This is a genomic window from Corynebacterium sp. KPL2734 (genome assembly GCF_040225595.1).
GTDB lineage: Bacteria > Actinomycetota > Actinomycetes > Mycobacteriales > Mycobacteriaceae > Corynebacterium > Corynebacterium rhinophilum.
This window is the reverse complement of sequence record NZ_JBEHFO010000018.1, coordinates 1-23769: the sequence shown is the minus strand read 5'-3', so window position 1 is coordinate 23769 and position 23769 is coordinate 1. Positions and strand designations below refer to the sequence as shown.

The window sequence follows — 23769 nt, the reverse complement described above, 5'->3', positions numbered from 1 at the left end:
GGTCTGTTGTTTGAGACCTGACTGGTAACCGGCTGATTGTGATCAGCCGGTTATTTTTTATTAGTGGTGATTAATGGCTGCCTCAGAAAACAGCCTTTCCAGGTGGGAGAATGGTTGAGGACCCTATGGATGAGCGCATATCGCAAATTAAACTCTGAACGCCTTTAAATATAATTCTATTTTATCGGAAATGCAGTTTAAATATTGTCTATGTGTTGAAAATATTTTTCTTTTTTGTTAAGGTGGGAAGAGAGGGAAAGAGATTGTGTAGAGCAATTTAGCCAAGTTTATCTGAAGGAGTGATAAAAGTGTCCGACGAAATTCTTCCTGATTCTGTTGAGAAGTTTGTAGCCCCGACTATCGCGGGCGCAGCATTAGTGGGAGGTGGGGTAGCCGCAACTACCCCTCCAGCTAAGGCACAAGGTCCTGTCGGTAACGCTGCTGAAGTAGTTAGCCACATGAAGCCCGATGGGGCCCGTGCACACTCTATTGTTAACGAAGTCAATGCAGCAAGGGCGGATCATGGTTTAAATCCCGTGACAGAAAACCCTGCGTTAAACAATATCGCTCAAGACTGGGCCGACCATTTGGTGGGAACAGGGGATTTGCAGCATCGGCCAAATCACTGGGAAACCTATCCGGATAGTATTCCTGCCGGTGGCGAAAACGTCCTTCAAGCATGGGATGATTTCGCAGATGCGAAGCTGGTGAATATGTGGCTGAATTCTCCCAGCCACAGGAAGATTTTGCTAGATCCAGAAGCGAAAACGGTTGGTACGGGCATTGCCGTTGGGGCGAATGGTGAGCTTTTTGCCGTACAGAATTTTGGACGTTAAAGAAGTTCCTTTTGTAATCCTCTTCGGAATAGGCGCGATATGATCACTCTTGTATTCCCTAAGCTTTTGATACGCTCTCGCGCATAGGCAATGTCAAAATCTAGGATCAGGCTTTACAGTAAAAAGCAATAGACAAGAGGGAAATCTGCGGAGAATTCGGCGTATCTTTCGCAATTAGTTCCAATAATTAACGCCGATCCGGAGTCAATTAAGTGGACTACAAACTCATCTCTGCGGTAATGCCGTGCGCGGTTCAACGCGGGATGTTCTACTTTGGCTCTACAACAGAAGGCTTGTTTTAGATATCCTATGAGCGGACTATTGGGGCATCGGCAAGCAAAGCTTATTGCAGTGCCGAGGTCAGCCGCATGACGTTATCGACGTAGCGGCGGACAAAACCGCGCTGGTTCCACTCCTCTAGGGTGAGCTCGTGGCAGACCGCGCGGTAATTGGCGGCGAGCTGGTTGAACTGGGCGAGGAGATCGCCTTTGGCCACGAGCATGGTGGTCTCATAGTTGAGACCGAAGGAGCGCGGGTCCATATTGGATGAGCCGAACATGCACAGCGGATTGAACTTCTGGTCATCCGGATCCGTGATGATGAACTTGGAGTGCAAGACGTAGGGGTAGGGGAATTGGTAGATATGCACCCCGGCCTCAAGTAGCGCTTGGTAATACGAGGACTGGGCGTGGTTGACCATGAATTGGTCCGCGGTATCGGAGACATAAAGCTCCACATCCACCCCGCGGTAACAGGCGGTGGTGACGGCCTCTAAGAGGGACTCATCCGGCACGAAATACGGCGAGCACAGCACGAGTCGCTGCTTGGCGTGGTGCACTAGGGAGTTAAACATGCGCAGGTTGGGCTCGGTGGTATAGCCGGGGCCGGATGGGATCATCTGCAGGTAGTTGGCGTCGACGGTTTGGGCATCATCATACGGCAGCTCATCTAGCGGGAGGTTCTCGCCGGATTCGGTGTACCAATCCACCGCGAAGACCGCGGTCATGGCGGTGACGATGGGGCCAGACAGTTCCACCATGTAATCGATCCAAAAGCGGTCCTTGGTTTTATATTGGCGCTTGATCAGGTTGATGGAACCGATAAAACCTACCTCGCCATCGATGATGACGAGCTTGCGGTGGTTGCGCAGATCCGGGCGGCGGAAGCGGCCCTTATGCAGCTGGATGGGCAGCATGAGGCGCCAATCCACGCCGATTTCCGTGAGCCTATCCCCCAGCGAGGAATAACCCTTGTACTTAAAACTGCCAATCTGATCCAGCAAAAGGCGAACCTTGACGCCGCGGGCGGTGGCGCGGGCGAGGGCCTGGAAAAATACATCCGTGGTCTCATCCCAGGATTGGATATAGACCTCGATGGAAACGTATTTTTCGGCGCGGTCCACGGCCGCGGCGATGGAGCGAATGCATTCATCATAATCCGCATGCAGGCCCAAGTTGTGGCCAATGAGCGCCGGAAAGCCGGTCAGCTCGCGGTTGAGCTTGATGACGGATTCCACTTCCGTCGACAGGATGCCCTTGGGATGATCCGGGGTGCGGGCGGAAATATCCTCGAGGCGTTCATTGGCTTCTTGCTGGATGCGGTGGCGGCGCCGGTTGATATACGGCGAGCCCATGAGCAAAAACAGCGGCAGGCCGATGACGGGCAGCACCAGAATGGCCAGCAACCACGCGGTGGAATTGGAGGGCCGGCGGCCTTCTGGCACGAAGCCGACGGCGATGATCTTGATGGAATAATCAATGATGAGGAAGAACAGCTGCCAGAAGCTGAGATCGAGCGACCAAGTCATTTAACGCACGGAATCGAAATCGGGCAGATCGAAATCTGCACTAAGCGGGCAGTGATCGGAGGTCTTCTCGCCGGCGCGTTCTTCCATGTCTACGCGCGCGCCGGTGATGTGCTTGGCCAGCGGCGGCGACGCGAGCTGGAAATCGATGCGCATGCCTTCGTTCTTGTGAAAGCGCATCCCCTTGTAATCAAAGTAGGTATAGCGCTGGTCTTCGGTAAAACGGCGCGTGACCTCTTCGAGGCCGGCCTCCTCGAGCATCTGGAAGGCGGCGCGTTCGGGTTCGGTAACGTGCGTCTTGCCGCGGAAGGCCTCGATATCCCATACGTCCTCATCGCGCGGGGCGATATTGAAATCGCCGGTTAGAAGCAGCTTGGATTGGGCGCGCCCCGCGGCGTAGCGGGTGAGCTGGTAGAGAAAGTCCAGCTTGTAGTCATAGTGGCGGTCGGTGATCTCGCGCCCGTTGGGAATATACAGCGACCAGATTTCTATCCCGCGGATGCGCGCACCAAGCGCCCGGGCCTCGCGGTCCTGGGGTTTTTCTGGGTCCTTGGAAAAACCAGGTTGGTGGGGGAATCCGGTAAAGACTTCTTCCGGTTCCTCCTTGGAAATGATGGCCACACCATTCCATTGGTTAAGCCCATGGCAGGTGACGTGGTACCCGGCATCCTCGAAGGCCTCGCGGGGGAATTTATCGTCCTTGACCTTGGTCTCTTGTAGGCACAGCACGTCGATGTCGTGCGTGTGGAGAAGATCCAGCGCCCGCTGGATGCGGGTGCGAACGGAGTTGATATTCCACGTGGTGATGCGCATGGATAATACAGTACCGCGCGGGCAATGGCCCGGACTAGTCCAGGCTGTGACCGGCGGGTTAGGCGGACTAGCGCAGCTGGGGCTAGTCGCGCAGCTGCGCGTAGATCTGGCGGTGCTGCTCGATGAACCCCAGCTTTTCGTACAGGCGAATGCCGGCGGTATTAGAAGCTAGGACATCGAGGTAGGCGTGCTGCGCGCCTTGGTCGCGCCCCCAGCGCAGCATGTGCTGGCCCAATAGGGCACCCAAACCCTGGCGGCGGTGCGCGGATGCTACCTCTACGGCGGAGTATCCCAGCCAGGCGGTGCCGTCACCGGATTCGGTGATGGTGCCGCGGGTGATGGCAACGGTCTCGCCGTCAATAACTAACCGTCCAAAGCCCATCGTGCCCTCGATGCGGGCGCGCAGGTACTCCAAGGCCTGGGCAGGAAGCGCCTGGCCGCGGAAGTGGTACATCTGCAGCCACGCGTCATCGGGTTGGTCATCGATGCGGAACTCTGCGCCGCTGGGGTGTGAGCCCGGCACCTCGGCGGATAGACCCGCGAGATCGCGCAGGACCATGACGAGGATTTCGGGTTCGATCTCCCAGGTGGCATGGGCAAGCAGGCGCTCTGCGGGCTTGCCAATGCGTTCCGGGATGAGCAGGCGCACCGGGAGATCGTGGCGGCGGTAGAACTCCGTGATTTCCGCCAGCGGGACCGGGTTAAAGCCCGCGGAGGGCCCGAGCGGGACGGCGGAATTAGACCGGCCCGTCACGCCATCGCCGGCGCGCATGAGCCAGGAGCCGTCCGAAGTCCACGTGTGCTCCTTGCCGGGAAAGGCCTGGGCGGTGGCGTATTCGACGGCGCGAATATCGGAATTGCGCACCATCCGCGGCGAGAGGCGCTTGATAATTTTCAGCTGCTCGGGCGCGATCTCCACGGCCTCGAGGTCAGAGGGATAGCCGCCGACCTGCTGCGGGCGAATGACCAGTGGCTTAAGGCTGAGGACGTGGCCAATGACGTCGCTGTGCACATCGCCAAAATCGCGCCGGGCCACGACGCGATCGCCTACCTGCACGTCATCGGAACGAAAGATGCGAGACATGATTAATCGTCGTGCCCGAAGGGATCTTCGTCTTCACCCGGCATCCAGGTGTAGCCCGGCTCGGTCCAGCCATTGCGCTTAATGGCCTTCTTGGCCTGCCGCTTGTAGCGGCCGATGAGGGTATCGGTATAGACGTAGCCGTCGAGGTGACCGGTCTCGTGCTGCAGGCACCGGGCAAAAAAGCCGTAGCCCTCCACGGTAATGTCGTTGCCGTGCTCGTCCTTGCCGGTCACGCGCGCCCAGTCGGCACGGCCGGTGGGAAAGCCCTCGCCCGGCACGGAGAGGCAGCCTTCGTCATCGGAGCCGTCATCGGCAGGCATGGTCTCTGGAATCTCGGAGGTCTCCAGCACCGGGTTGATAACGCACCCCTTGCGCATGCCGGCTTTGTCCGCGGGCAGCTCGGTGCCATCGGGGCCTTCGGTATCGGGGCAGTGGTAAACGAAGAGCCGCTTGCCGATGCCCACCTGGTTCGCAGCCAAGCCCACGCCATGGGCAACTTCCATGGTCTCGTACATGTCCGCGATGAGTTGTTGCATCTCTGGGCTGGAAATCTCGGATTCTTCCACCGGCGTGGTGGGCTGATGAAGCACGGGGTCGCCGTGGATAACGATGGGGCGAATAGTCATGCTTTACAGTTTAGGCATGAACCCCTTGTCTGACCTAGACGCCGCCATCTTAGATTTTGAGGAAACCGCCCCGCGCAGCATTGGCCGCAAGGAAGAGGCCATTCGTGCGCAGCTGGATATCTCGCCGGTGCGCTATCACCAACGGCTGAACCTGCTTCTTGATGCCCCCGCTGCCGCCGAATCCCATCCCCTCTTGGTGGCTCGGCTGAAGCGCCTGCGGGAGGAGCGTGAAAATACGCGGCGCGCCGCGCGGGGAAATACCCCACCGCGTTAGAACTGGCTACTAATGTTACTGAAGTGACTAAAGAGAATCCGGATAATCTATACGACCAGCAATTCGACGACGCCGCTGGCGATGCCGCCGCGGCCGATTACGGCGATGCTTATTATGACGACGCCTACGACGACGCTGCTGCCGCTGGCGCTGCAGGTGCCGGAGCAGGAGCCGCTGCGGCCGGAACCGGCGGCGGTGGGGGAGGCGCCCACGCTAAGAAGGGCGGTTTACCACTGCGCGGGCTTGCGATGGTGTTGATCGCCGTGGCCGTGATGCTCGGCCTGTGGGGCCTTTATGCCATGACCTCAGAAGACGACGATTCGACCGTAGCTTCTGATTCCGAGCAGTCGAAGTCAGACGGTTCAGCTAATGGAGGCCAGGAGGGCAATGGCGCCGGGGGTCCTGCCGCGGATGGCGCGCGCGACGATGGCTCCCGCGACGGGGCCAATAACCAACCGCCGCGCGAAGGCGAGGGCGATAACGCGCACCCGAACGGCGACGCCGAGGGCGAGGCCAACCGCGATGCGGGCCGCGAGGACGGTGCGCGCGGCGAAGATTCCGACCGTGCCGGGGATGCAGCCCGGGCCGGCGGCAACGACGCGCCGTCCGCTGCGCGCGACCGCAATGACATTAAGGTCAGCGTGCTCAATAACTCCGGTGAATCCGATAAGGCCAAAAACGAAGCCGATGTGTTGAAGGACGGTGGCTTCAAGGTGGGCTATGTGGGCAACCTGCCAGGCGACGTGTTGACCGTGCCCAAGACCACCGTCTTCTATCCAGAAGGCGATGCCTCCGCGGAGTCCCTGGCCAGGGAAGTTGCCGCGCGCTACCAGGCAGAAGTCAAGCCTATGAATAGGGACCTTCCCAAGGAAGCCACCGAGGACGGAGCTGTCGTGGTCGCCCTCGCAGTCCCACAGGCCTAAATAAAATTCATGGAATATTACCGCCTACCCGTTAAGCTGGACAGGTGAAGATTCCGGCAGAAGTATTCGCCCGTTCCCCCGAGCCCACGCTCGGGGTGGAATGGGAAGTCGCGCTCGTGGACCGCGACTCGCGCGATCTCGTCCCGCGTGGTGCTGAGCTCATTGATCTCGCTACTGCCGCCCACCCCGATATTCACGTGGAAAAAGAATTCCTACAGAATACGGTGGAACTAGTCACGGGCATTTGCTCCACGGTGCCGGAAGCCATTGCGGAGTTAGAAACTTCGCTGGCGGCCGTGGAAGAAGCCGCGGCCAAGCTCGGCATCGACGTGTGGGCCTCTGGCGGGCACCCGTTTACGGATTTTCGGGAAAACCCGCTGTCAGATAAACCCAGCTATCAAGAGATCATCGCCCGCACCCAGTATTGGGGAAAGCAGATGCTGTTGTGGGGCACCCACGTCCACGTTGGCATCAGCCACGAGGACCGTGTCTGGCCCATCATCAATGCGCTGATGACGAAGTACCCCCACCTTTTGGCCATTTCTGCATGCTCGCCGGGGTGGGAAGGATTGGATACGGGCTACGCCTCCAACCGCACGATGCTCTATCAACAGCTGCCTACTGCTGGCATGCCCTACCAGTTCTTCACGTGGGACGAGTGGCAGTCCTATATGCGGGATCAGGCGATTTCCGGGGTCATCAATCACACCGGCTCGATGCACTTTGATATCCGCCCGGCCTCGAAGTGGGGCACCGTAGAGGTCCGTGTATCCGACGCCACCTCGAACCTGCGAGAGCTATCCGCCGTCGTCGCGCTAACGCACTGCTTGGTCGTGCATTATGACCGCATGATTGATGCCGGCGAGGAATTACCCGTCTTGCAGCCGTGGCACGTGGCGGAAAATAAGTGGCGCGGGGCGCGCTACGGCATGGATGCCCTCGTTATTACCTCGCGCGACACGGACGAGGCCTGGGTCAAAGATGAACTGGCCCAGATGGTAGAAGAACTAACACCCTTAGCTCGCGAGTTAGGCTGCGCGGAAGAACTGGCCTTGGTGCATGAAATCATCGACGGCGGCGCCGGATACGAACGCCAACGCCGCCTCTTCCAAGAAACCGGCAGCTGGCGCGATGTCGTCGAAGAAACCTGCCGCGAGCTTCACACCTTTCGGCCGGTGCGCTAATTAGCTAACCGATGATCGGCAAGCCGTGCGCTCAGTGATCGCACGCCTAGAGCCACACTGGAAGTAGCTGGGCGCGGCCGCGACGCGGCGGTGCGCAGATGGCTGCCGCACCCGCACCCCGCGGCGGCATGCCGGTTAGTCGTTATCGAGGGCGTGGCGGCCACCGTAGGACGGGGGAGCCGGAATATCGGTATAGCCCTCGGTGGACGGAAACTGGCGGGTTTCAGGGTTAAATACCGGGAACTGTGCGGTTTCGTCGGTAGTGGCAGCACCCCGTGCGGCAGCGCCAGACGTAGGTGCACCAGATGCGGGAGCGCCGGCTGCCTGAGTGTGCTGCGGCTGAGCAGCACGCTGTGCCGCGTGCCGTCCGCTGGGGGCGTCTTCCTCGCTGGGCTGGGTGCCAGGGATAAATCCCCACAGCGCATAAAAGGCGATGTAGAGGATGCCGGAGCCGGTGAAAAAGAGCAGAGCCCAAGGCTGGAAGTCCACATGGTTCAGAGAGCGGTTGGAGGCTTCGAGCCAGAAAGCTGCGGAGACAAAGGGCAGGAGCACCACGCACATGGCCGCGAAGGAAATGAGTGCTGCTACTTGCGCGCCGATAACACCGCGCAAACGCTTGCCCAGTGCCTGGTTGACGGAGATGAGAACCACGATAGCCAGCGGGAATACCCAGACCCAGTGGTGGTACCAGGAAAAGGGCGAGACCAAGCATGCGCTAATGCCGACAATGGACATGGCGGCGGAGTTATTCTTGTGCTTCATCGCGGTCCGCAGGGCCAGGCAGGTCAAGACGAAGACGACCGCGACAGCGGCGAGCCACATCCAACCGCCGTCGATGCCCCAGGCGCGCACCATGACCGAGCGAATGGATTGCGCACCAGGGTTGGTGTGTTCACCCACGCGCGAGGAATTAAAGATGGCATCGGTCCAGAACACCCCGGCATCCGGAATGGTGACGAAACCAATCGCAACGGTCACCGCGAAGGTAAGGACGGAGATAACCGCCTGCCACCAGCGCCTCTGGAAAAGGAGCACTAAGCCCATAAAGGCTGGGGTGAGCTTCAAGCCTGCGGCGAGGCCGATGCCAATTCCTGGCAGTGCCCACTTCTTTGGAATGACGTCGAGGGCAACCAAGAACATCAAAAAGACGTTGATCTGGCCGTAGAACAAAGTGCCGTACATCGGCTCTACAGCCGGGGCACACAGCACCAGCAGGATGGCAACCACCCAGGTCAACGGCGAAAGTTTAAGGCCGCGCTCGTGGAAGACCATGAGGATGACGGCCAATAAGGCAAGGATGGTGCCGCCTTGCCAGAGGATGATAAGGGGGTCATCGGCAAGCGCGGAAATCCATTTGAACAGCGTGCCGGCAAAGGGAGGATAGGTAAAAGGAAGATCGCCAATATAGGCATTGTCATAAAGATTGGCGCCATCAGCCACCTCGCCGCCGGCGAGCCAGTAAATCTTCAAATCCAGCGGCACGCGCCAGATGAAAGCATTGGGGCCGTCGTATTTGCTATAGCGGGAGATGCTGAAAATAAAGAAGGCAACCAAAAGGGCGGCCAGAGTAGGCAGTCCGTAGAGCTTTTTCACGGTTAAAGGTGCCTCCTATTTGCGCCGCAGCGAACGGCCGGCGGGGCGGTCATTGCGCGACATCGATTCCTCGGAACCATACAGGCCTTCACGGCGTGCAATGCGTGAGGTGCGCTGCGCGGTTACCGGGCTGGTAAACATCGCAAACAGTACCAGCAAAATAAGCATACCCAAATCACCACGCTCGGCCATACTGAAAGATTCCGCGCCAGTAATACGGATGAACGCACCCATGATGGTGAGGATAAGCCCGGTGGTCTGCGGCTTGCTCACGGCGTGGACGCGGGACATCGTGTCCTTAAAGCGCGCCAAGCCAATGGCGGCGGCGAGGATGAGCAGGCTGCCGCTGATGACGAGGATGAGCGAGAGGATATCGGCGATTAGAGACCAACTCATTGGTTATCCCTCTTCCTAAACCTGGTAACAGACACGGTGGAGATGAAGCCGAGCAGCGCGATGACCAGCATGGCCGAGACCACGGAGGTATCTAGCGACCAGCACATATAGGTCGCCAGAGCGCATTGGAACATGGCGGTAAAACCGTCCATTCCCACCAGCCGGTCGAGGGAGTTGGGCCCGGTGATAATGCGCCAGACGGTGATTAATACGGAGACCCACAGCAAGAATGCGGGAACCAGCAGGATGGCGTGATAGATCTGCGGATCCATTATGGGTGGCTCCTTTCAAAGATCTCGATCATGGAAGATTCTAGACGGGATACGGCATCGATTTCGCGCTGGATCTGCGCCTCATCCCGAGCATCCAGAATGTGGATGGTGATCATGCGATTGGCGATGTCAATGTCTGTCACCGTTCCACCCGGCTGCAGGTTGTACAGGGTCACCGCAAGGGAGAGAATGAACTCATTTTCCAGGCGCATCGGCAATTCCAGGATGGCGGTTTTAGGCAGCGGCTGCGGCCGGGAGGCCAGCCAGCCCACCTTGAGGGAGGCATAAAACAGCTCCCAGAACCAGCGCAGCATGTAGCGCAGGAATTTGCCCCACGCGACCTCGACGCCGGCAATCGGCATCGCCGGCAGCGGCAGGGCGAAGACGATGACCAGGGCGACGAGGAGGCCGCCGACGACATTGCCCACCGTGATTTCGCCCATGAGCATGCACCACATGACCGTGATCCAGACGGTAAACCACGGCCGGAATCGGTAGCGCACACCGGCAAAGCGGCTCTTAGTCATCGCGGGCCTCCTTCTTTACTGGGGTAGGGCTTTCTGGTGCCTCCGATTTCGCCGGTGCGTCCGAGCTTGGCTTCTCCTTGTCGCCGGATTCCGGATCGTGCGCTGGGCCGGGGTCTGGCAGCAGGTGGCTGCGCTCCTTGTAGGAGTCCGCGCCGCCTTCGTAGCGGTCCTTCTGGTCAAGGTGCCGGGTGGGGTTATCTGCATTTTCGCCCAGTACGGCGTACTGATAAATGGAGGTATCCTGCGCGGATTCGGCCGCGCGGGAGGTGACACCGGAAATCGGGCCAGCCAGGAAGGTAATCGAGGTCGAGGCGATGACCAGCAGCGCCGTGGCACCCACCATGCCGAACGGCACGCGGCCGACATCCTGGCGGGAGGAAAATTCGACCTCATCGGTGATATCAGAAAGTGGGGCCGGGCGGGCTAGGGCGACATTGCCTTCGGGGGCATCGGCGCGATCGCGCTGGAAGCCCTTGGCCCAGACCAGCATCATGACGTAGAGCGTCAGCAGCGAGGTCACCAGCGCGCCGCCGATGAGCACCCACGCCAGCCAGGAGCCCTCATTGGCACCTGCCTGAATGAGGATGATCTTGCCCAAAAAGCCAGAGAACGGCGGCACGCCACCCAGGTTGATGGCCGGGATGAAATACAGCACGGCGATAAGCGGGGCGGAATACATCAGCGAGCCCAGGCGCCGCAGCGAGGACGTACCTGCTTGGCGCTCGATAAGGCCGACGACCAAGAAGAGCGCGGTCTGCACCAAAATGTGGTGGATGGCGTAGAAAATGGCGCCAGATAGCCCCTGGGCGGTGCCCAAAGAGACGCCAAAAATCATATAGCCGATGTGGCTGACCAGCGTAAAGGAGAGCAGACGCTTAATATCGGTCTGCGCGATGGCGCCCAAGATGCCCACCAGCATGGTGGCCAGCGCCACCCACATCAGCACGGTATCGAGCCCACCATAGGTAAAAATGGACGTGCGCGCGCGGATGATCGCATACACACCGACCTTGGTCAGCAGGCCGGCGAACACGGCCGTGACCAGCGAGGGCGCGGTGGGGTAGGAGTCTGGCAGCCACGCGGCCAGCGGCACCACTGCGGCCTTAATGCCAAAGGCCACGAGCAAGGTGGCGAAGATGGCGGTGCGGGTGCCCTCCGGGATGTCCTGCATGCGTTGGCCAATCTGGGCCATGTTCATGGTGCCGACGGAGGCATAGACATATGCCAGGGCCAGCAAGAAGATCATGGATGAGGCCATCGAGACCATCACATAACCCACGCCGGCGCGCACGCGGCCTGCCGATGCCCCCAAGGTCAACAGCACGTACGAAGCCACGAGGAAGACCTCGAAGCCGACGTACAGGTTAAATAAATCGCCGGCCAAAAAGGAGATATTCACGCCCATGGTCAGCAACATGTAGGTGGGCAAAAAGACCGCGACGGGTTCATCCTTGGTGCCATCGCGCACACCCTGGGAAATGGCGTACCAGATGACGGAGAACAGCACCACGGAGGAGGTAAAGAGGATCATCGTGGACAGTCGGTCCGCCACCAACGTGATGCCCACGGGTGCGTCCCAGCCGCCTATTTGCAGGGTCTGTATGCCATGGAAATCCACTATTATGATCAGGCTCGCGTTCACCGCAGCCGTAATCAGCAGGGAGAAAAAGGCGATCTGGCGCTGCACATTCGGCATGCGGGCAAACAGCAGCGAGAGTGCTGCGGCCACGGCCGGGATGATAATGGGCAGCGGGATAAGCACACCGACGTACGGGTACATCGTTTCGGCAGCTTGGTGGAATGGCTCAGTCATCTTCGGCTCCCTTCACCGGCTCCTCGAAGGATTCGGGGCCGAAATTATCGCCTTCCTTGGTGGCGCGCCCGGTGGCGGGGTCATTGGAGGCATCGTGGTCTGCGCTCGCCGCGGCATTGCCGGGCTTGGAGGCCTTGGCGGCAATCGCGGTATCTTCGGCGTCATCTTCAATGACGTCGGCGGTGCGGTAGCGGTACTGGCGGTAGGCCAAGGTAAGGATGAAGGCCGTCAGTGCCATGGAAATGACGATGGCGGTAAGGATCATCGCTTGGGTGAGAGGATCCGCAATATCGCTGCCATAAGGCTCGGCCTCGCGGCCATCGATGGGCGGTGAACCCGCAGGGCCGCCGGCCTGCAGCATGAAGAGGTTGGCGCCATTGCCCAGCAAGAGCAGCCCGAGCAGCATCTTGGTCATGGCTCGGTCGAGCAAAAGGTAGATGCCCGCAGAAACCATTACTCCGGCGGCGAGCAGGAGGAAGAGGTTGGCTTGCATTTATTTCTCCTTTCCTGCGTTGTCCCCGGAACCTGTGCCGGCGGAGCTCGTTGCGGCTGGTATCTTTTCTTTTTTCTTCTCTTGTTTTTGCGCCCGCTGGGCCTTTTGCTTGGTGCTGCGCTCCCGGTTCTTCCGCGCCAGGGAACGGGCGCGGTCGCGAGCGCGTTGCTTACGCATCTCTTCTTCCTCATCCAGCTTGGCGCCGAGCGAGCTGAGCACGTAGAGCGTTAGCCCCACGACGATGAGGTAGACGCCCAAGTCAAAGACCAGCGCCGAAGGCAGCGAGACCGCGCCGATAAGCGGGATCTCGGGTGAGGTATATCCGCTGGTAAGCGGCGGGTAGCCAAAGAACATCGGCACCACCACCGCCAGGGCGGAGAAGGAGAGGCCAGCGCCCATGGTGCGCCCGGCATCGATGGGCAGGGCCTCATCGAGCTCCGCGCGGCCACCGGCCAGGTAGCGCAGGATGAGCGCGAGAGCGGCCACAAGGCCACCGGCGAAACCGCCGCCTGGCGCATTGTGCCCGGCGAAGAAGAAGTAGAACGACAGCGCCATCATGGAGGGGAAGAGCACGCGGGTGGAGACATCGATCATCAGCGAGCGGTTGAGCGCCTGCTCCGATTCCGAGCCCGCGGCCAGCCAGCGGCGACCCGTGACCTGCAGGGTGGGCCGGCGGCTGTCCCTGGAGAAGGATTGGGTGCGGTAAATCAGGGAAGCCACACCGAGCGCGGCGATGATAATGACCGTGATCTCCCCAAAGGTATCCCAGGCGCGCAGGTCCACCAGCAAGACGTTGACGGCATTGGCGCCGTGGCCAATCTCCTTGGCCAGCTCCGGCATGTACTGCGAGATGGGTTCGGCAGACCGCGCGTTGATGGCGAACATCGCCACGATGGTGACGGTCAGGCCGGTGCCGACGGATAGCCACGCGCGCAGGCGGCCCATCTTCGGGTCCTGCTTCCACTCGGTAGAGGCCGGAATGCGGCGCAGCACCAGCATGAATAGCACCATGATGATGGTTTCTGTCAGCAGCTGGGTTAGCGCCAAGTCCGGGGCACCGTGGATGGCAAAGACGAAGGACAAGGAATAGCCGGTAATGCCGACGATGATGACGGCAGAGAGGCGGTTATCGGTGACCGTGGCGGCGATGGCGGCCACCATCATGATGATGGCGGCGACGACCTGCCAGGGGTTTTCTGCAACCACCATGCGGATATCCGTGAGATCACCGGTAATCAGCATCGTCAGCGGCAGCACCATCAAGGTGGCGAAGATAACGGTCAGGTTGAGCTGCAGCGAACCGCGCTGGGTAACGGCCGTGGTGCGCAGGGAGAGCTTGCGCAGGGTGGAGATGACCTTGTCGTAGACAGCGTCGGCATCGCCAAGCGCGGGGTACGCAAACTGCCATTGCTCTAGGACCTGGCGGCGCCAGTGCACGATGATTCCGGCCACGATGATGATGGCGGATACGCCCAAGGTCACCGACCATCCGTGCCAGAGGGCCAGGCCGTGGTGATCGCCTGCCCCGAAGGTGGAATCGAGGTGCTGATCGATGGCCGCTGAGAGCGCCTGCGGCGCGATGCCGAGCACGATGGTCAGCGCGGTGAGCACGGCCGGGGCAAGCCACAGGCCCACGTTGACCTTGTGCATCGTGGCCACGGCCTTAGAGACGCCGTTTTTATCGTCCGGCAGGTTCTTGGTGGCAAAGGCGCCCCACAAAAAGCGCAGGGCATAGGCCATGGTGAGGATGGAGCCTGCCACATAAGCCACCAGGATCATATTGCGCGGCATGCCGATGAGCAGCTCTTCGTGCATGGTGGATTCCAGCACGGCCTCCTTGGATACAAAGCCAAAGAGCGGGGGAACGCCCGCCATGGATAGGGCCGAGATAACGGCGAGGCCGTAGAGGAAGGGCTGCCTGCGGCCAAGTCCGGATAGCTTTGTAATATCCCGCGTGCCCGAGCAGTGATCGATGGCACCAACCACCATGAACAGTGCGGCCTTAAAGAGTGAGTGGGCAAAGGTGAGCGCCAGGCCCGCCTGCATGGCTTCCCGGGAGCCAACCGCCACGATGGAGGTAATAAAGCCCAGCTGGGAAACCGTGCCATAAGCCAAAATCAGCTTGAGGTCCTTTTGTTTTAGCGCCATCCAGCCGCCGAGCAGCATGGTAAATACGCCTAAGGAAATGACCACGAGGTGCCAGGTGGCTACCTCGTACATATCCGGTGCCAGGCGCGCGACCAGGTAAATTCCGGCCTTGACCATGGCCGCGGAGTGCAGGTACGCCGAGACCGGGGTTGGTGCTGCCATCGCACCCGGCAGCCAGAAGTGTGCCGGCACGATAGCGGATTTGGTGAGCGCACCGACCAGGATGAGCACGATGGCGACGGTGACGTACGGCGTTTGGGGGAAGTGATCGTATGCGCTGATTTCGCTAAACGTCCACGCCCCGGTCTGCCGGCCGAGCAGGCAGATGCCCATCAGCATGGACAGGCCGCCCATGACGGTGACCATCAGGGCCTGCTGTGCGGCGCGGCGCGAGGAGGCGCGCTCGGCATAGTAGCTGACCAATAGGTACGACAAGAGGGAGGTGATCTCCCAGAAGACGTACATGAGCAGCAGGCTATCGGAGGTCACAAGCCCAAACATGGCGGTGGCAAAGCCCACCATCTGGCTGGCGAACATGGCAAGCCGGCGGCGCGTGGAATCGAAATAACCCCAGCAATACAGCAGGACCAATGCGCCCATGCCTAAGATGATGAGGCTAAAGAGCCCGCCCAGGGCATCCATGCGCAGATCCACGGCGAGGCGCGCGGCCGGCATCCATTCGATGGTGTAATTCAGCGCGCCGCCGTCGCGGAAGGTACCCCGGGCAAAGTGCGCGAGGGTCCACACGAAACCGACACCGGGAACTATTGCCAATAAACCAAAGGCTGGGCGGCCCACATTCATAATGAGCAGCGGTGCAACCACGGTGGCAACGATGAGGGCACCCAGAAGTATTAGCACGTTGGAATCTGCGCTCCTTAGGTTGTGTCAAGTTCTCAGACCCTCGTTGCCGCGGGGCGTGACGATATGCACCGGGAGCATATACACACCAAGACAGTTCGTACTCGGCCGAGTACGAACTGTCCCACTTGTGCAAGCAGCGTGGCCGGAAACGGGGTCAACTCGTCGAAAGTTTACCGGTTTTTCCACAACTTCGAAAGATTATTTTTAGCGCACAGTATTACATGCCACCCGTTGCGCTCTTTTTCTATGCGTAACGCTGCAAGAAAAGCGCCTCCGCAGCGGCGATGTGCTCGATCTCGGTGGGATCGACGGACTCATTGGCGGAGTGGATGGTGCACTTGGGCTCCTCCACACCGTAAAGCGCGATTTCTGCGTTGGGGTGTGCCTCCTGCAGCTCGGTGGTCAGCGGGATGGAGCCGCCCATGCCCTGCGCTGCGGTGTCCTTGCCATAAGCCTCGGATAGGCACTGGCCCAAAAGTGCCACGGCGGGCTTTTCCGGGTCGGTGGAAAAACCAGCATTGGCCTCCACGACCTCCGCCTTGATGTGCGCGCCCCACGGCGCGTGGTTCTTCACGTGCTCGCAGACGGCCTCGCCAATGGCGCGGGCATCGGTTCCGGCCGGAACGCGCAGGTTCAGCTTGGCGGCCGCGGTAGCGGGAACGGCATTGACGGCTTCAGCCACCGGGGTGGAGGTAAAGCCGGTCACGGAAATGGCTGGGCGGGACCACACCATGTCTGCCACCGGGGTAGCGCCTTCTGGGTCCTTGGAGCCCATGATCTCGGTGCCCTCGAGCAGCTGCGCATCGCCGCGGAAGGCCTCGGCCGGGTATTCCTGGCCCTGCCAGTGGGCGCTGGTATCCACGCCATCGATGGTGGTGCGGCCGTATTCATCCGTGAGCGAATCCAGCGTGCGCATCAGCGCCTTCACCGCATCTGGGGCCGCGCCGCCAAATTGGCCGGAGTGCACGGGCGCGGCCAGGGTATTGACCTCGACCTCAATCTGCGCGCCGCCGCGCAGGGAGGTGGTCAAGGTGGGCTGGCCCACCGCGGCATTGCCGGCATCTGCAATTAGGATGGCATCGGCAGCGAAAAGCTCCGGGCGGTCCTTGATGAGCTGGGACAGGCCCTCGCCGCCGCGCTCCTCAGAGCCTTCGATGAGGTACTTCAGGTTCACCTTGGTACCGCCATTGGCCTCCAGTGCGCGCAGGGCCGCCAAGTGCATGGCCACGTTGCCCTTGCAGTCTGCGGCGCCGCGGCCGTACCAGCGGGTGGTGCCCTCGGCATCGGCGCGCTCGGTCAGGGTGAACGGATCGGACTCCCAGGCCGCGCGGTCTCCTGCAGGCACGACATCGTAGTGCGAGTACAACAGGACGGTCTTGGCGCCTTCCTCGCCCTTGCGCTCGCCCAAAATCGCGGTGGAACCATCCGCGGTGGTGATGGTTTCTACCGTTGCCCCTGCTTCTTCCAGCGCGGCCTTCACCCACTGGCTTGCGCCCTGGGCTTGGTCTTCCAAGCCCGGCTCATTGTGTACGGAATTGAATCCCACGAGCTCGCTGAGCTGGCGGAAGATGGTGTCGCGGTCACTACGTATGCTGTCAATCATATCTGTCATGCAATCCACGGTACCTTGAGCGCTTTAGCCGCAATACAGATCCGCACGACAATTCCTATGCATTCCTGCCCCGCGCTTGCCGATGCCCTCACCTTCCCCACCGCGCCACCTTCCGTCGCCGCCATCCTTCCGAGGGGAAGTGCTACAGCGGTGTGCGGCGGGCAAAAGATCGCTACAGGCAAGCGCGTTGTTTCTTGCAGTAGGGGTGGGAGAGTGCCAGAATGGGCGTTAGCACTCGGACAGGATGAGTGCTAGATAAATCTCCATCGTTGTGGTTGAGGTTGGTCCACACTCACCAGCCATGCCGTCGCGGGCGTCCGCAGCGAGAAAGACGTGAGTGTCGTCCTCAATAAATCCAAGGAGCACAAACACTATGGCAAAGATTATCGCTTTTGATGAAGAGGCCCGCCGCGGCCTTGAGCGCGGCCTGAATACTCTGGCTGACGCAGTCAAGGTCACCCTCGGACCCAAGGGCCGCAACGTCGTCCTAGAAAAGTCCTGGGGCGCACCGACCATTACTAATGACGGCGTTTCCATCGCTCGCGAAATCGAGCTCGAGGATGCTTACGAAAAGATCGGCGCCGAGCTGGTCAAGGAAGTTGCTAAGAAGACTGATGACGTCGCCGGCGACGGCACCACCACCGCAACCGTTCTGGCACAGGCACTCGTCCGCGAAGGCCTGCGCAACGTAGCCGCTGGTTCCAACCCAATGGGCATCAAGCGCGGCATCGAGACCGCGACCAAGAAGGTTGTGGACTCCCTGCTGTCTTCCGCAAAGGAAGTAGAAACCCAGGAGCAGATCGCTACCACCGCTGGCATTTCCGCCGCGGACCCGGCAATCGGTGAAAAGATCGCCGAGGCTATGTACACGGTGGGCAACGGTTCCGTAAACAAGGACTCCGTTATCACCGTGGAAGAGTCCAATACCTTCGGCGTAGACCTCGAGGTTACTGAGGGTATGCGCTTTGATAAGGGCTACATCTCCGGCTACTTCGCCACCGATATGGAGCGCCAGGAGGCAGTCCTGGAGGACCCATACATCCTGCTGGTCTCTTCCAAGATCTCCAATATCAAGGACCTCGTCCCGCTGCTGGAAAAGGTCATGCAGTCCGGCAAGCCGCTGCTGATCATTGCTGAGGACGTTGAGGGCGAAGCCCTGTCCACCCTCGTGGTGAACAAGATTCGCGGCACCTTCAAGTCCGCTGCCGTTAAGGCTCCGGGCTTCGGTGACCGCCGCAAGGCAACCCTGCAGGACATGGCCATCCTGACCGGCGGCCAGGTCATCTCCGAAGAGGTTGGCCTCTCCCTCGAGACCGCCGAGCTCGAGTACCTGGGCCAGGCACGCAAGGTCGTTGTCACCAAGGATGAGACCACCATTGTCCAGGGTGCTGGCACCCAGGAGCAGATCGATGGCCGCATCAAGCAGATCCGCGCTGAGATCGAGAACTCCGATTCCGGTTACGACCGCGAGAAGCTGCAGGAGCGCCTGGCTAAGCTCTCTGGCGGCGTGGCCGTGCTCAAGGTCGGTGCCGCTACCGAGGTTGAGCTCAAGGAGCGCAAGCACCGCATCGAGGATGCCGTGCGTAACGCCAAGGCAGCCGTGGAAGAAGGCATCGTTGCCGGCGGTGGCGTTGCCCTGCTGCAGGCCGCTTCCGTCCTTGATTCCATCGAGGCTGAAGGCGATGAAGCCACCGGTGTAAAGATCGTCCGCGAGGCACTGTCTGCACCGCTGAAGCAGATCGCTCACAACGCTGGCCTGGAGCCTGGCGTCGTTGCAGATAAGGTCTCTGGCCTGCCTGCAGGCGAGGGCCTCAACGCCGCTACCGGTGAGTACGTCAACCTCATGGAATCCGGCATCAATGACCCGGTTAAGGTCACCCGCTCTGCGCTGCAGAACGCTGCGTCCATTGCGGCACTGTTCCTGACCACCGAGGCTGTTGTGGCTGATAAGCCAGAGCCTGCCGGCTCCAACAACGCTATGCCCGACGCTGACGCCATGGGCGGCATGGGCTTCTAAGAGCCCTGCACAACGCCTAGCGCATACTGAGCTCCCGCTCTTATATGCGCCTGAGTCTGGCGAAAGCTGTGGGCCTCAGAGTATACTGAACGTACGCGGGGTGCCCCTACTTAGTTCCCAAATTTCGCCGGTAGGGGCGGCCGGGGACGGATCTCTGACTTAGTGTCTTTTCATGTGCGCCTAGTAGCCGACTGGGTTTTGCCCAGTCGGCTTGTTTCGCGGTTATGGGGGGTAGGCTGCTGCGGCTTCTTTAACTGAGGCGGGGTCAGGGTAATGCTTGTGATGTCGCGTCATGGCAAAGAAGACGTTGATTCGTCGGCGAGCGAGTGCGACGAGCACAGCGTTGTGATGCTTGGCCTAACCCCGGAAAGTGGGCACCTCCGGAGGTTAGGCTCAAGTGTCGATTCGATCGCATTGATTTTGGCATTATCAGCGTCGACCACATCATGCTGCACTAGTCATTCTGGCTTATCTCCTTTTACAGGTTGGAAACCTACGCACAACCCTTAGCCACTTCCCATCTACTCAAACGAATCAATACCTAGTGCACTTCGAGTTTCGAAGAAATTACTTCCACATTATTGACTAAAAGAGCACAACAATCCTCCGTAGAATCCACTTGCCGGGCGGAGGCTCTATCGAAACCCCGCTACAGGAAAACACTCCACCTACACGGGCGATGAGCTTAACAACGACACCCCTATTTGTGGTCAATCGAGAGAAGTTATTCCCATAAAGTTACAAAGTTAGCCTATACTGACTGCAGCGTGTCCATGTTGTTCATGTTGCTCGACATTACTTGGCCACACTCAGTCTCATCAGTACAATTTCAGCGATTGAAAAGGATTTGAAGTGGATCTGTTGCTCCAGATTAATGAAATCGTTTCTGGCCCGATAAAAGACTTGTTGGTAGAAGTCTCTGGCGGAAACTTTCCCGATATAAAGCTACCTGAGATTAATTTCCCAGAAGTCCCGCCACTGTCTTCTCCCACCTATCCGGAAAACATCAGTCTTGAAATTGGCGGTTCCTCTTTTGAAAATCTTGGCTCCTCCGAGCAGTTCAATGGTAACGGCTCTTCTGAGTTCTTCAACGATGCGGGGTCTTCCGAATTGTTGAACGGTCTTGGCTCCTCCGAACAGCTCAATGGTAACGGCTCTTCTGAGTTATTCAACGATGCAGGCTCTTCCGAATTGTTGAACGATCTTGGCTCCTCCGATTTCGACCTGTTCAACGGGGATGTTTCTCCTGACTTCTTGAACGATTTCAACTCTTCCGATCTCGATCTCAGCGCACTCGGTAGCTTGCTTTAAGTCGCACCGATATGGGGATTTGCGGATGCGTGAAGCTTGAATGAAGGCATAAGCACTTCTTCTGGTTTCACTGACGATATTAAAGATCGGTCAAGTTTCAGTAGACGGAATCCGCAGGAGATGAAATCAGTGCTGGCTTGTTAAAAATACGTCCGGTTCAGCGTGAGCTGGACGTATTTTTCTCTTTTTCAGAGATGAGAACAAAACTGGGGTCAAGTAGCAGGGGGTGTTCCTATGTAGTTTGTCAATCTCGCGGGTGGGGTGGACGGGGGCGGATCCCTAACTCGGGATTTTTAGGTGTGTTGTTTTGCGCGCGATTGGTAGCCGACTGGGATTTTCCCAGTCGGCTTGTTTCGTTGTTAGGGGTTAAGCTGCTGCGGCTTCCTTTGCTGGGGCGGGGTCGCGGTAATACTCGTAGTTGCGCATCATGGCGTAAAGGACGTTGATTCGTCTGCGGGCGAGTGCTACGACTGCGGCGTTGTGTCTTTTGCCTTCACGGCGCTTTCGTTCATAGAATTGCCGTGAACGCTCGTGGAATCTGATGGATGCAAAAGATGATTGCCATAGGGCGTTCTTTAATTTTTTGTTGTCGGCTCTATTTAGCGAGTTCGACATTATTGAAGTGCCTCACTGGTTTGTCCGGGGCGGCAGCCCAGCATATGAGGCCAAATGTCCAGGTGTTGGAAAGTCAGACATATCCCCGACAGTCATGAGGATTTGTGCTGCCGTCTTTGGTCCGATTCCCGGCATGGATAGCAGGATTTGAGTGTGGGGGATGTCGTTGATGAGCTTGATGACTTCCTGCTCGATTTGTTGGCGGTGCTCGAGCTTTAAAAGCGCGTCCTTCGCCGACATTGCTACGCCCATTTCGGCATAGTGTGCACCTGCAATAGTGACTGTTTGCTCAGAGATAGCAGCGAATATCGCATCGATAACTGGCTCGGGATTGCGTGCCTTATATCGTCGAGCCAAGGCAGCTGCCTTGGCCTTACCTAAGCGTTTTATCTTGGTGGGCCCGCCGTAGCGTGCAAGTAGGTGTAGAACCCACTTGCGGTGGATTATCTGACCGCGAAGGGCTTGTTCGAATTGCGGGTAGCAGCCTACTAGCGCACTTCGAATCTGGTTGATGAGCCTGGTGTAGGAGCGTGCTAGGTCTTCGTCGATACCGTTGAGGACCTTCAATTGGAGGAAGGCTTCTTGGACGCGGTCGACGCTGCGGAGGGATTCCGGAAGGTTCTTTGCAGCGTGGGCGATGATATAGGCATCCCGGATATCAGTTTTGGCATTACCAGCATGGATGCGTGAGAGCTGACGCATAGCCAAGCCGGGAAGATAGCGCACATCAATTCCAAGGTCTTGGGCGACCGCGACAGTAAGCCGACCAATATTATTTGGCTGGTCAACAACGACAAGGACCGTGTTGTTACCAGAGTAGAAATTCGAAAAGAGCGCGCGTAAAGCCTGCTCGTTTTGATTGATTCGTTTGGACAGGACCTGGGCGCCGTGGCTATCTAAGACGCAAGCGTGGTGGAAGTATTTTCCAACATCCATTCCGATGACATAGTCGTAGGCCATGCCAGACCTCCTAGCGAGTTTAATGAGTATGGGACTTCTTTCATCGCTGGTGGTCGGACATACTTCACGCTGGCATCCACATTACTTTGAGACCTCACACACTTGATGTGGGTCGAGCGTGTCAAGTTGTTTGTGTGTGGGGCTAGGTTTATAGGTATTTGTCGAAGCGGTCGGGAAAGGCCACGGCCATTTGGTTGATGGCTTGTTTCCAGCCGGAAACTCGGGCTCCTTCCATGAGTCTGCCGGCTGTTCTTGAGACTCGTTTGCCTTGCTTTGCTCTCTTTGCGGCTCGTTTGTCTTCAATAGTGCAGATCATCAGCCACAGCGTCTTGAGGGCGGATTCATCGTTGGTGAACTGCACCCTGTTGCGGGTGGCTTTACGCAGCTGGTTGTTAAACGACTCAATGGAATTCGTCGTATAGATGACCTTTCTGGCTGCTGGTGGGAACTGCACAAATGGCACGAATCTATCCCATGCGTCCTGCCAGACCTTGACCGACTGAGGATACTTCACACCCAGTTCAGAATCGGAAAATTCCTTCAACGCTGCTTCTGCCGTGGATTCATCAGTAGCCGTATAAACCTTCTTCAACGCGGCTGATACAGCCCGGCGATCCCCGTAGGTGACCTGCCGGTTCGCGGCGCGAATCAGGTGCACGATGCAGGTGTGCACCATGGAATTCGGCCAGGTTGCCTCTAGAGCCTCTGGTAGGCCTTTCAGCCCGTCACAGCAGACAATAAAGACGTCTTTGACCCCACGATTGGAAAGATTGGCACATACCTGCGCCCAAAATGAAGCACCTTCTTCTTTGGCAATCCACAATCCCACAATGTGCTTGATACCGTCGAGATCCACACCAATTGCCATGTACGCGGACTTGTTGACCACTCGGCCACCGTCGCGGACTTTAATGCGCAACGCATCCAGGAATATCACGGGGTAGAACTCGTCTCACTGGCGGTTGTGCCAGACCATGACCTCATCGCCGACGGCATCAGTTACTGCAGAGATTGTTTCATGGGAGATATCTACCCGCATCGCAGTTGCCATATGATGCTGGATATCCCTAATGGTCATGCCGCCGGCATATAAGCTGACAATCATATCGTCGACATCTGTTAGCCGCCTGGAGCCTTTAGGAACCATGGTTGGGATAAACGTCCCGGCCCGGTCTCGTGGAACATCAATGTTTACTGGCCCGTAGTTAGAATCCACGGTTTTCGGGTAGGTGCCGTTGCGGTGATTGTCTGTTTCAGCAGTAGCTTTAGCTGCTCTATCGCCGGGCTCATAGCCTAGGTGGGTATCCATTTCAGCATTCAAGCCTCTGGTGATTGAGGCTTGTAGCATGCCCCGAACTAGGTCATTGGCATCCGTGGTGGACGTGCCTAGGTCATCAATCAGTTTCGCGATTTCAGGGTTAGCAAGCAGCTTCTTTTCAATCGCATCAATCTTGGCCTTATCAGCTTAGATCTCGTCTCGCCATAGTAGTCATTCTGGTTGGGCCTGACCCCCGGAAAGTGGACACGTCGGGGGCTAGCTATGCTGCTGTGGTCAGTATAGCCGAAGACTTGGTTTCAAAGACATCAGGCGCTACGAGATTGCA

19 protein-coding genes and 2 pseudogenes are annotated in these 23769 nt (G+C 58.6%); 6 read left to right on the top strand and 15 right to left on the bottom strand.

The window, feature by feature from the left end:
• Positions 1 to 308: 308 nt before the first annotated feature.
• Complete coding sequence (locus tag ABRP88_RS09805) at positions 309 to 836, top strand: CAP domain-containing protein (RefSeq protein WP_284783062.1); 528 nt, start codon at positions 309 to 311, stop codon at positions 834 to 836.
• Between the two features lie 343 nt (positions 837 to 1179).
• On the opposite strand, the gene ABRP88_RS09800 is transcribed toward ABRP88_RS09805, so the two are convergent.
• The 4 genes from ABRP88_RS09800 to ABRP88_RS09785 form a co-directional block, all read right to left on the bottom strand.
• Positions 1180 to 2643, bottom strand: a complete 1464-nt coding sequence (locus ABRP88_RS09800) for a phospholipase D-like domain-containing protein (protein ID WP_349837080.1) — start codon at positions 2641 to 2643, stop codon at positions 1180 to 1182.
• Positions 2644 to 3453, bottom strand: a complete 810-nt coding sequence (locus ABRP88_RS09795; RefSeq protein WP_284853691.1) for an exodeoxyribonuclease III — start codon at positions 3451 to 3453, stop codon at positions 2644 to 2646. It abuts the gene before it with no gap.
• Positions 3454 to 3535: 82 nt separating this feature from the next.
• Positions 3536 to 4537, bottom strand: coding sequence for an N-acetylglutamate synthase, CG3035 family (locus ABRP88_RS09790; protein WP_284864601.1), 1002 nt, complete (start codon positions 4535 to 4537; stop codon positions 3536 to 3538).
• Between the two features lie 2 nt (positions 4538 to 4539).
• Positions 4540 to 5163: a peptide deformylase gene (locus ABRP88_RS09785; RefSeq protein ID WP_239268507.1), complete on the bottom strand. Its 624-nt coding sequence runs from the start codon at positions 5161 to 5163 to the stop codon at positions 4540 to 4542.
• Here ABRP88_RS09785 and ABRP88_RS09780 point away from each other — a divergent pair.
• From ABRP88_RS09780 to ABRP88_RS09770, 3 genes are read left to right on the top strand one after another with little or no spacing between them, the layout of a single operon-like run.
• Positions 5162 to 5437: a DUF3263 domain-containing protein gene (locus tag ABRP88_RS09780; RefSeq protein ID WP_084529689.1), complete on the top strand. Its 276-nt coding sequence runs from the start codon at positions 5162 to 5164 to the stop codon at positions 5435 to 5437. The two genes, ABRP88_RS09785 and ABRP88_RS09780, sit on opposite strands and share 2 nt — an antisense overlap.
• Before the next feature lie 23 nt (positions 5438 to 5460).
• The gene (locus tag ABRP88_RS09775; RefSeq protein WP_284864602.1) at positions 5461 to 6360 is read left to right on the top strand and encodes a LytR C-terminal domain-containing protein; all 900 of its coding nucleotides are present in this window, start codon (positions 5461 to 5463) and stop codon (positions 6358 to 6360) included.
• Positions 6361 to 6404: 44 nt separating this feature from the next.
• A complete protein-coding gene (locus ABRP88_RS09770) occupies positions 6405 to 7544 on the top strand; it encodes a glutamate--cysteine ligase (protein ID WP_349837079.1) in 1140 nt (379 codons plus the stop codon).
• A 135-nt stretch (positions 7545 to 7679) separates the two neighbouring features.
• On the opposite strand, the gene ABRP88_RS09765 is transcribed toward ABRP88_RS09770, so the two are convergent.
• The 9 genes from ABRP88_RS09765 to ABRP88_RS09725 all read right to left on the bottom strand — a co-directional run bounded on the left by ABRP88_RS09765 (position 7680) and on the right by ABRP88_RS09725 (position 17634).
• Complete coding sequence (locus ABRP88_RS09765) at positions 7680 to 9137, bottom strand: glycosyltransferase 87 family protein (protein WP_349837078.1); 1458 nt, start codon at positions 9135 to 9137, stop codon at positions 7680 to 7682.
• Positions 9138 to 9152: 15 nt separating this feature from the next.
• Positions 9153 to 9533, bottom strand: a complete 381-nt coding sequence (locus tag ABRP88_RS09760) for a monovalent cation/H(+) antiporter subunit G (protein WP_005279458.1) — start codon at positions 9531 to 9533, stop codon at positions 9153 to 9155.
• Positions 9530 to 9805: a monovalent cation/H+ antiporter complex subunit F gene (locus ABRP88_RS09755; protein ID WP_023018012.1), complete on the bottom strand. Its 276-nt coding sequence runs from the start codon at positions 9803 to 9805 to the stop codon at positions 9530 to 9532. Before ABRP88_RS09755 ends, ABRP88_RS09760 begins: the two co-directional genes overlap by 4 nt.
• The gene (locus ABRP88_RS09750; RefSeq protein ID WP_237801145.1) at positions 9805 to 10332 is read right to left on the bottom strand and encodes a Na+/H+ antiporter subunit E; all 528 of its coding nucleotides are present in this window, start codon (positions 10330 to 10332) and stop codon (positions 9805 to 9807) included. The genes ABRP88_RS09755 and ABRP88_RS09750 overlap by 1 nt, the downstream gene beginning before the upstream one ends.
• Positions 10325 to 12145 carry a Na+/H+ antiporter subunit D gene (locus tag ABRP88_RS09745; RefSeq protein WP_284770462.1) on the bottom strand — a complete coding sequence of 607 codons (1821 nt, stop codon included), beginning with the start codon at positions 12143 to 12145 and terminating at the stop codon, positions 10325 to 10327. The genes ABRP88_RS09750 and ABRP88_RS09745 overlap by 8 nt, the downstream gene beginning before the upstream one ends.
• On the bottom strand, positions 12138 to 12638 hold the full coding sequence (locus tag ABRP88_RS09740; protein ID WP_284770463.1) for a Na(+)/H(+) antiporter subunit C: 501 nt from the start codon (positions 12636 to 12638) through the stop codon (positions 12138 to 12140). The genes ABRP88_RS09745 and ABRP88_RS09740 overlap by 8 nt, the downstream gene beginning before the upstream one ends.
• A complete protein-coding gene (locus ABRP88_RS09735; protein ID WP_349837077.1) occupies positions 12639 to 15647 on the bottom strand; it encodes a Na+/H+ antiporter subunit A in 3009 nt (1002 codons plus the stop codon).
• Between the two features lie 247 nt (positions 15648 to 15894).
• On the bottom strand, positions 15895 to 17262 hold the full coding sequence (locus tag ABRP88_RS09730) for a dipeptidase (RefSeq protein WP_284864608.1): 1368 nt from the start codon (positions 17260 to 17262) through the stop codon (positions 15895 to 15897).
• A gap of 228 nt (positions 17263 to 17490) precedes the next feature.
• Positions 17491 to 17634 (bottom strand): hypothetical protein, encoded by a 144-nt coding sequence (locus ABRP88_RS09725; protein ID WP_156904629.1) that lies wholly within the window; start codon positions 17632 to 17634, stop codon positions 17491 to 17493.
• 1 nt (position 17635) lies between these two features.
• Here ABRP88_RS09725 and groL point away from each other — a divergent pair, with 1 nt between their 5' ends.
• Together groL and ABRP88_RS09715 are read left to right on the top strand one after the other, a co-directional pair.
• Entirely contained in the window at positions 17636 to 19279 is a 1644-nt protein-coding gene (groL, locus tag ABRP88_RS09720; RefSeq protein ID WP_349837076.1) for a chaperonin GroEL, read from the top strand.
• An 852-nt stretch (positions 19280 to 20131) separates the two neighbouring features.
• Entirely contained in the window at positions 20132 to 20590 is a 459-nt protein-coding gene (locus tag ABRP88_RS09715) for a hypothetical protein (RefSeq protein WP_349837075.1), read from the top strand.
• 366 nt (positions 20591 to 20956) lie between these two features.
• Here the strand turns inward: ABRP88_RS09715 and ABRP88_RS09710 are convergent.
• Together ABRP88_RS09710 and ABRP88_RS09705 are read right to left on the bottom strand one after the other, a co-directional pair.
• A pseudogene (locus tag ABRP88_RS09710) lies at positions 20957 to 22165 on the bottom strand (IS110 family RNA-guided transposase).
• Positions 22166 to 22313: 148 nt separating this feature from the next.
• Positions 22314 to 23649, bottom strand: a pseudogene (locus tag ABRP88_RS09705) (IS256 family transposase).
• Positions 23650 to 23769 lie beyond the last annotated feature (120 nt).

Excerpts from the sequence above, each read along its gene's own strand:
- ABRP88_RS09790 (WP_284864601.1), bottom strand. The coding sequence starts at position 4,537 with ATGTCTCGCATCTTTCGTTCCGATGACGTGCAGGTAGGCGATCGCGTC.
- ABRP88_RS09795 (WP_284853691.1), bottom strand. The coding sequence starts at position 3,453 with ATGCGCATCACCACGTGGAATATCAACTCCGTTCGCACCCGCATCCAG.
- ABRP88_RS09740 (WP_284770463.1), bottom strand. The coding sequence starts at position 12,638 with ATGCAAGCCAACCTCTTCCTCCTGCTCGCCGCCGGAGTAATGGTTTCT.
- ABRP88_RS09745 (WP_284770462.1), bottom strand. The coding sequence starts at position 12,145 with ATGACTGAGCCATTCCACCAAGCTGCCGAAACGATGTACCCGTACGTC.
- ABRP88_RS09730 (WP_284864608.1), bottom strand. The coding sequence starts at position 17,262 with ATGACAGATATGATTGACAGCATACGTAGTGACCGCGACACCATCTTC.
- ABRP88_RS09800 (WP_349837080.1), bottom strand. The coding sequence starts at position 2,643 with ATGACTTGGTCGCTCGATCTCAGCTTCTGGCAGCTGTTCTTCCTCATC.
- ABRP88_RS09750 (WP_237801145.1), bottom strand. The coding sequence starts at position 10,332 with ATGACTAAGAGCCGCTTTGCCGGTGTGCGCTACCGATTCCGGCCGTGG.
- ABRP88_RS09755 (WP_023018012.1), bottom strand. The coding sequence starts at position 9,805 with ATGGATCCGCAGATCTATCACGCCATCCTGCTGGTTCCCGCATTCTTG.
- ABRP88_RS09785 (WP_239268507.1), bottom strand. The coding sequence starts at position 5,163 with ATGACTATTCGCCCCATCGTTATCCACGGCGACCCCGTGCTTCATCAG.
- groL (WP_349837076.1), top strand. The coding sequence starts at position 17,636 with ATGGCAAAGATTATCGCTTTTGATGAAGAGGCCCGCCGCGGCCTTGAG.
- ABRP88_RS09760 (WP_005279458.1), bottom strand. The coding sequence starts at position 9,533 with ATGAGTTGGTCTCTAATCGCCGATATCCTCTCGCTCATCCTCGTCATC.
- ABRP88_RS09780 (WP_084529689.1), top strand. The coding sequence starts at position 5,162 with ATGCTTTACAGTTTAGGCATGAACCCCTTGTCTGACCTAGACGCCGCC.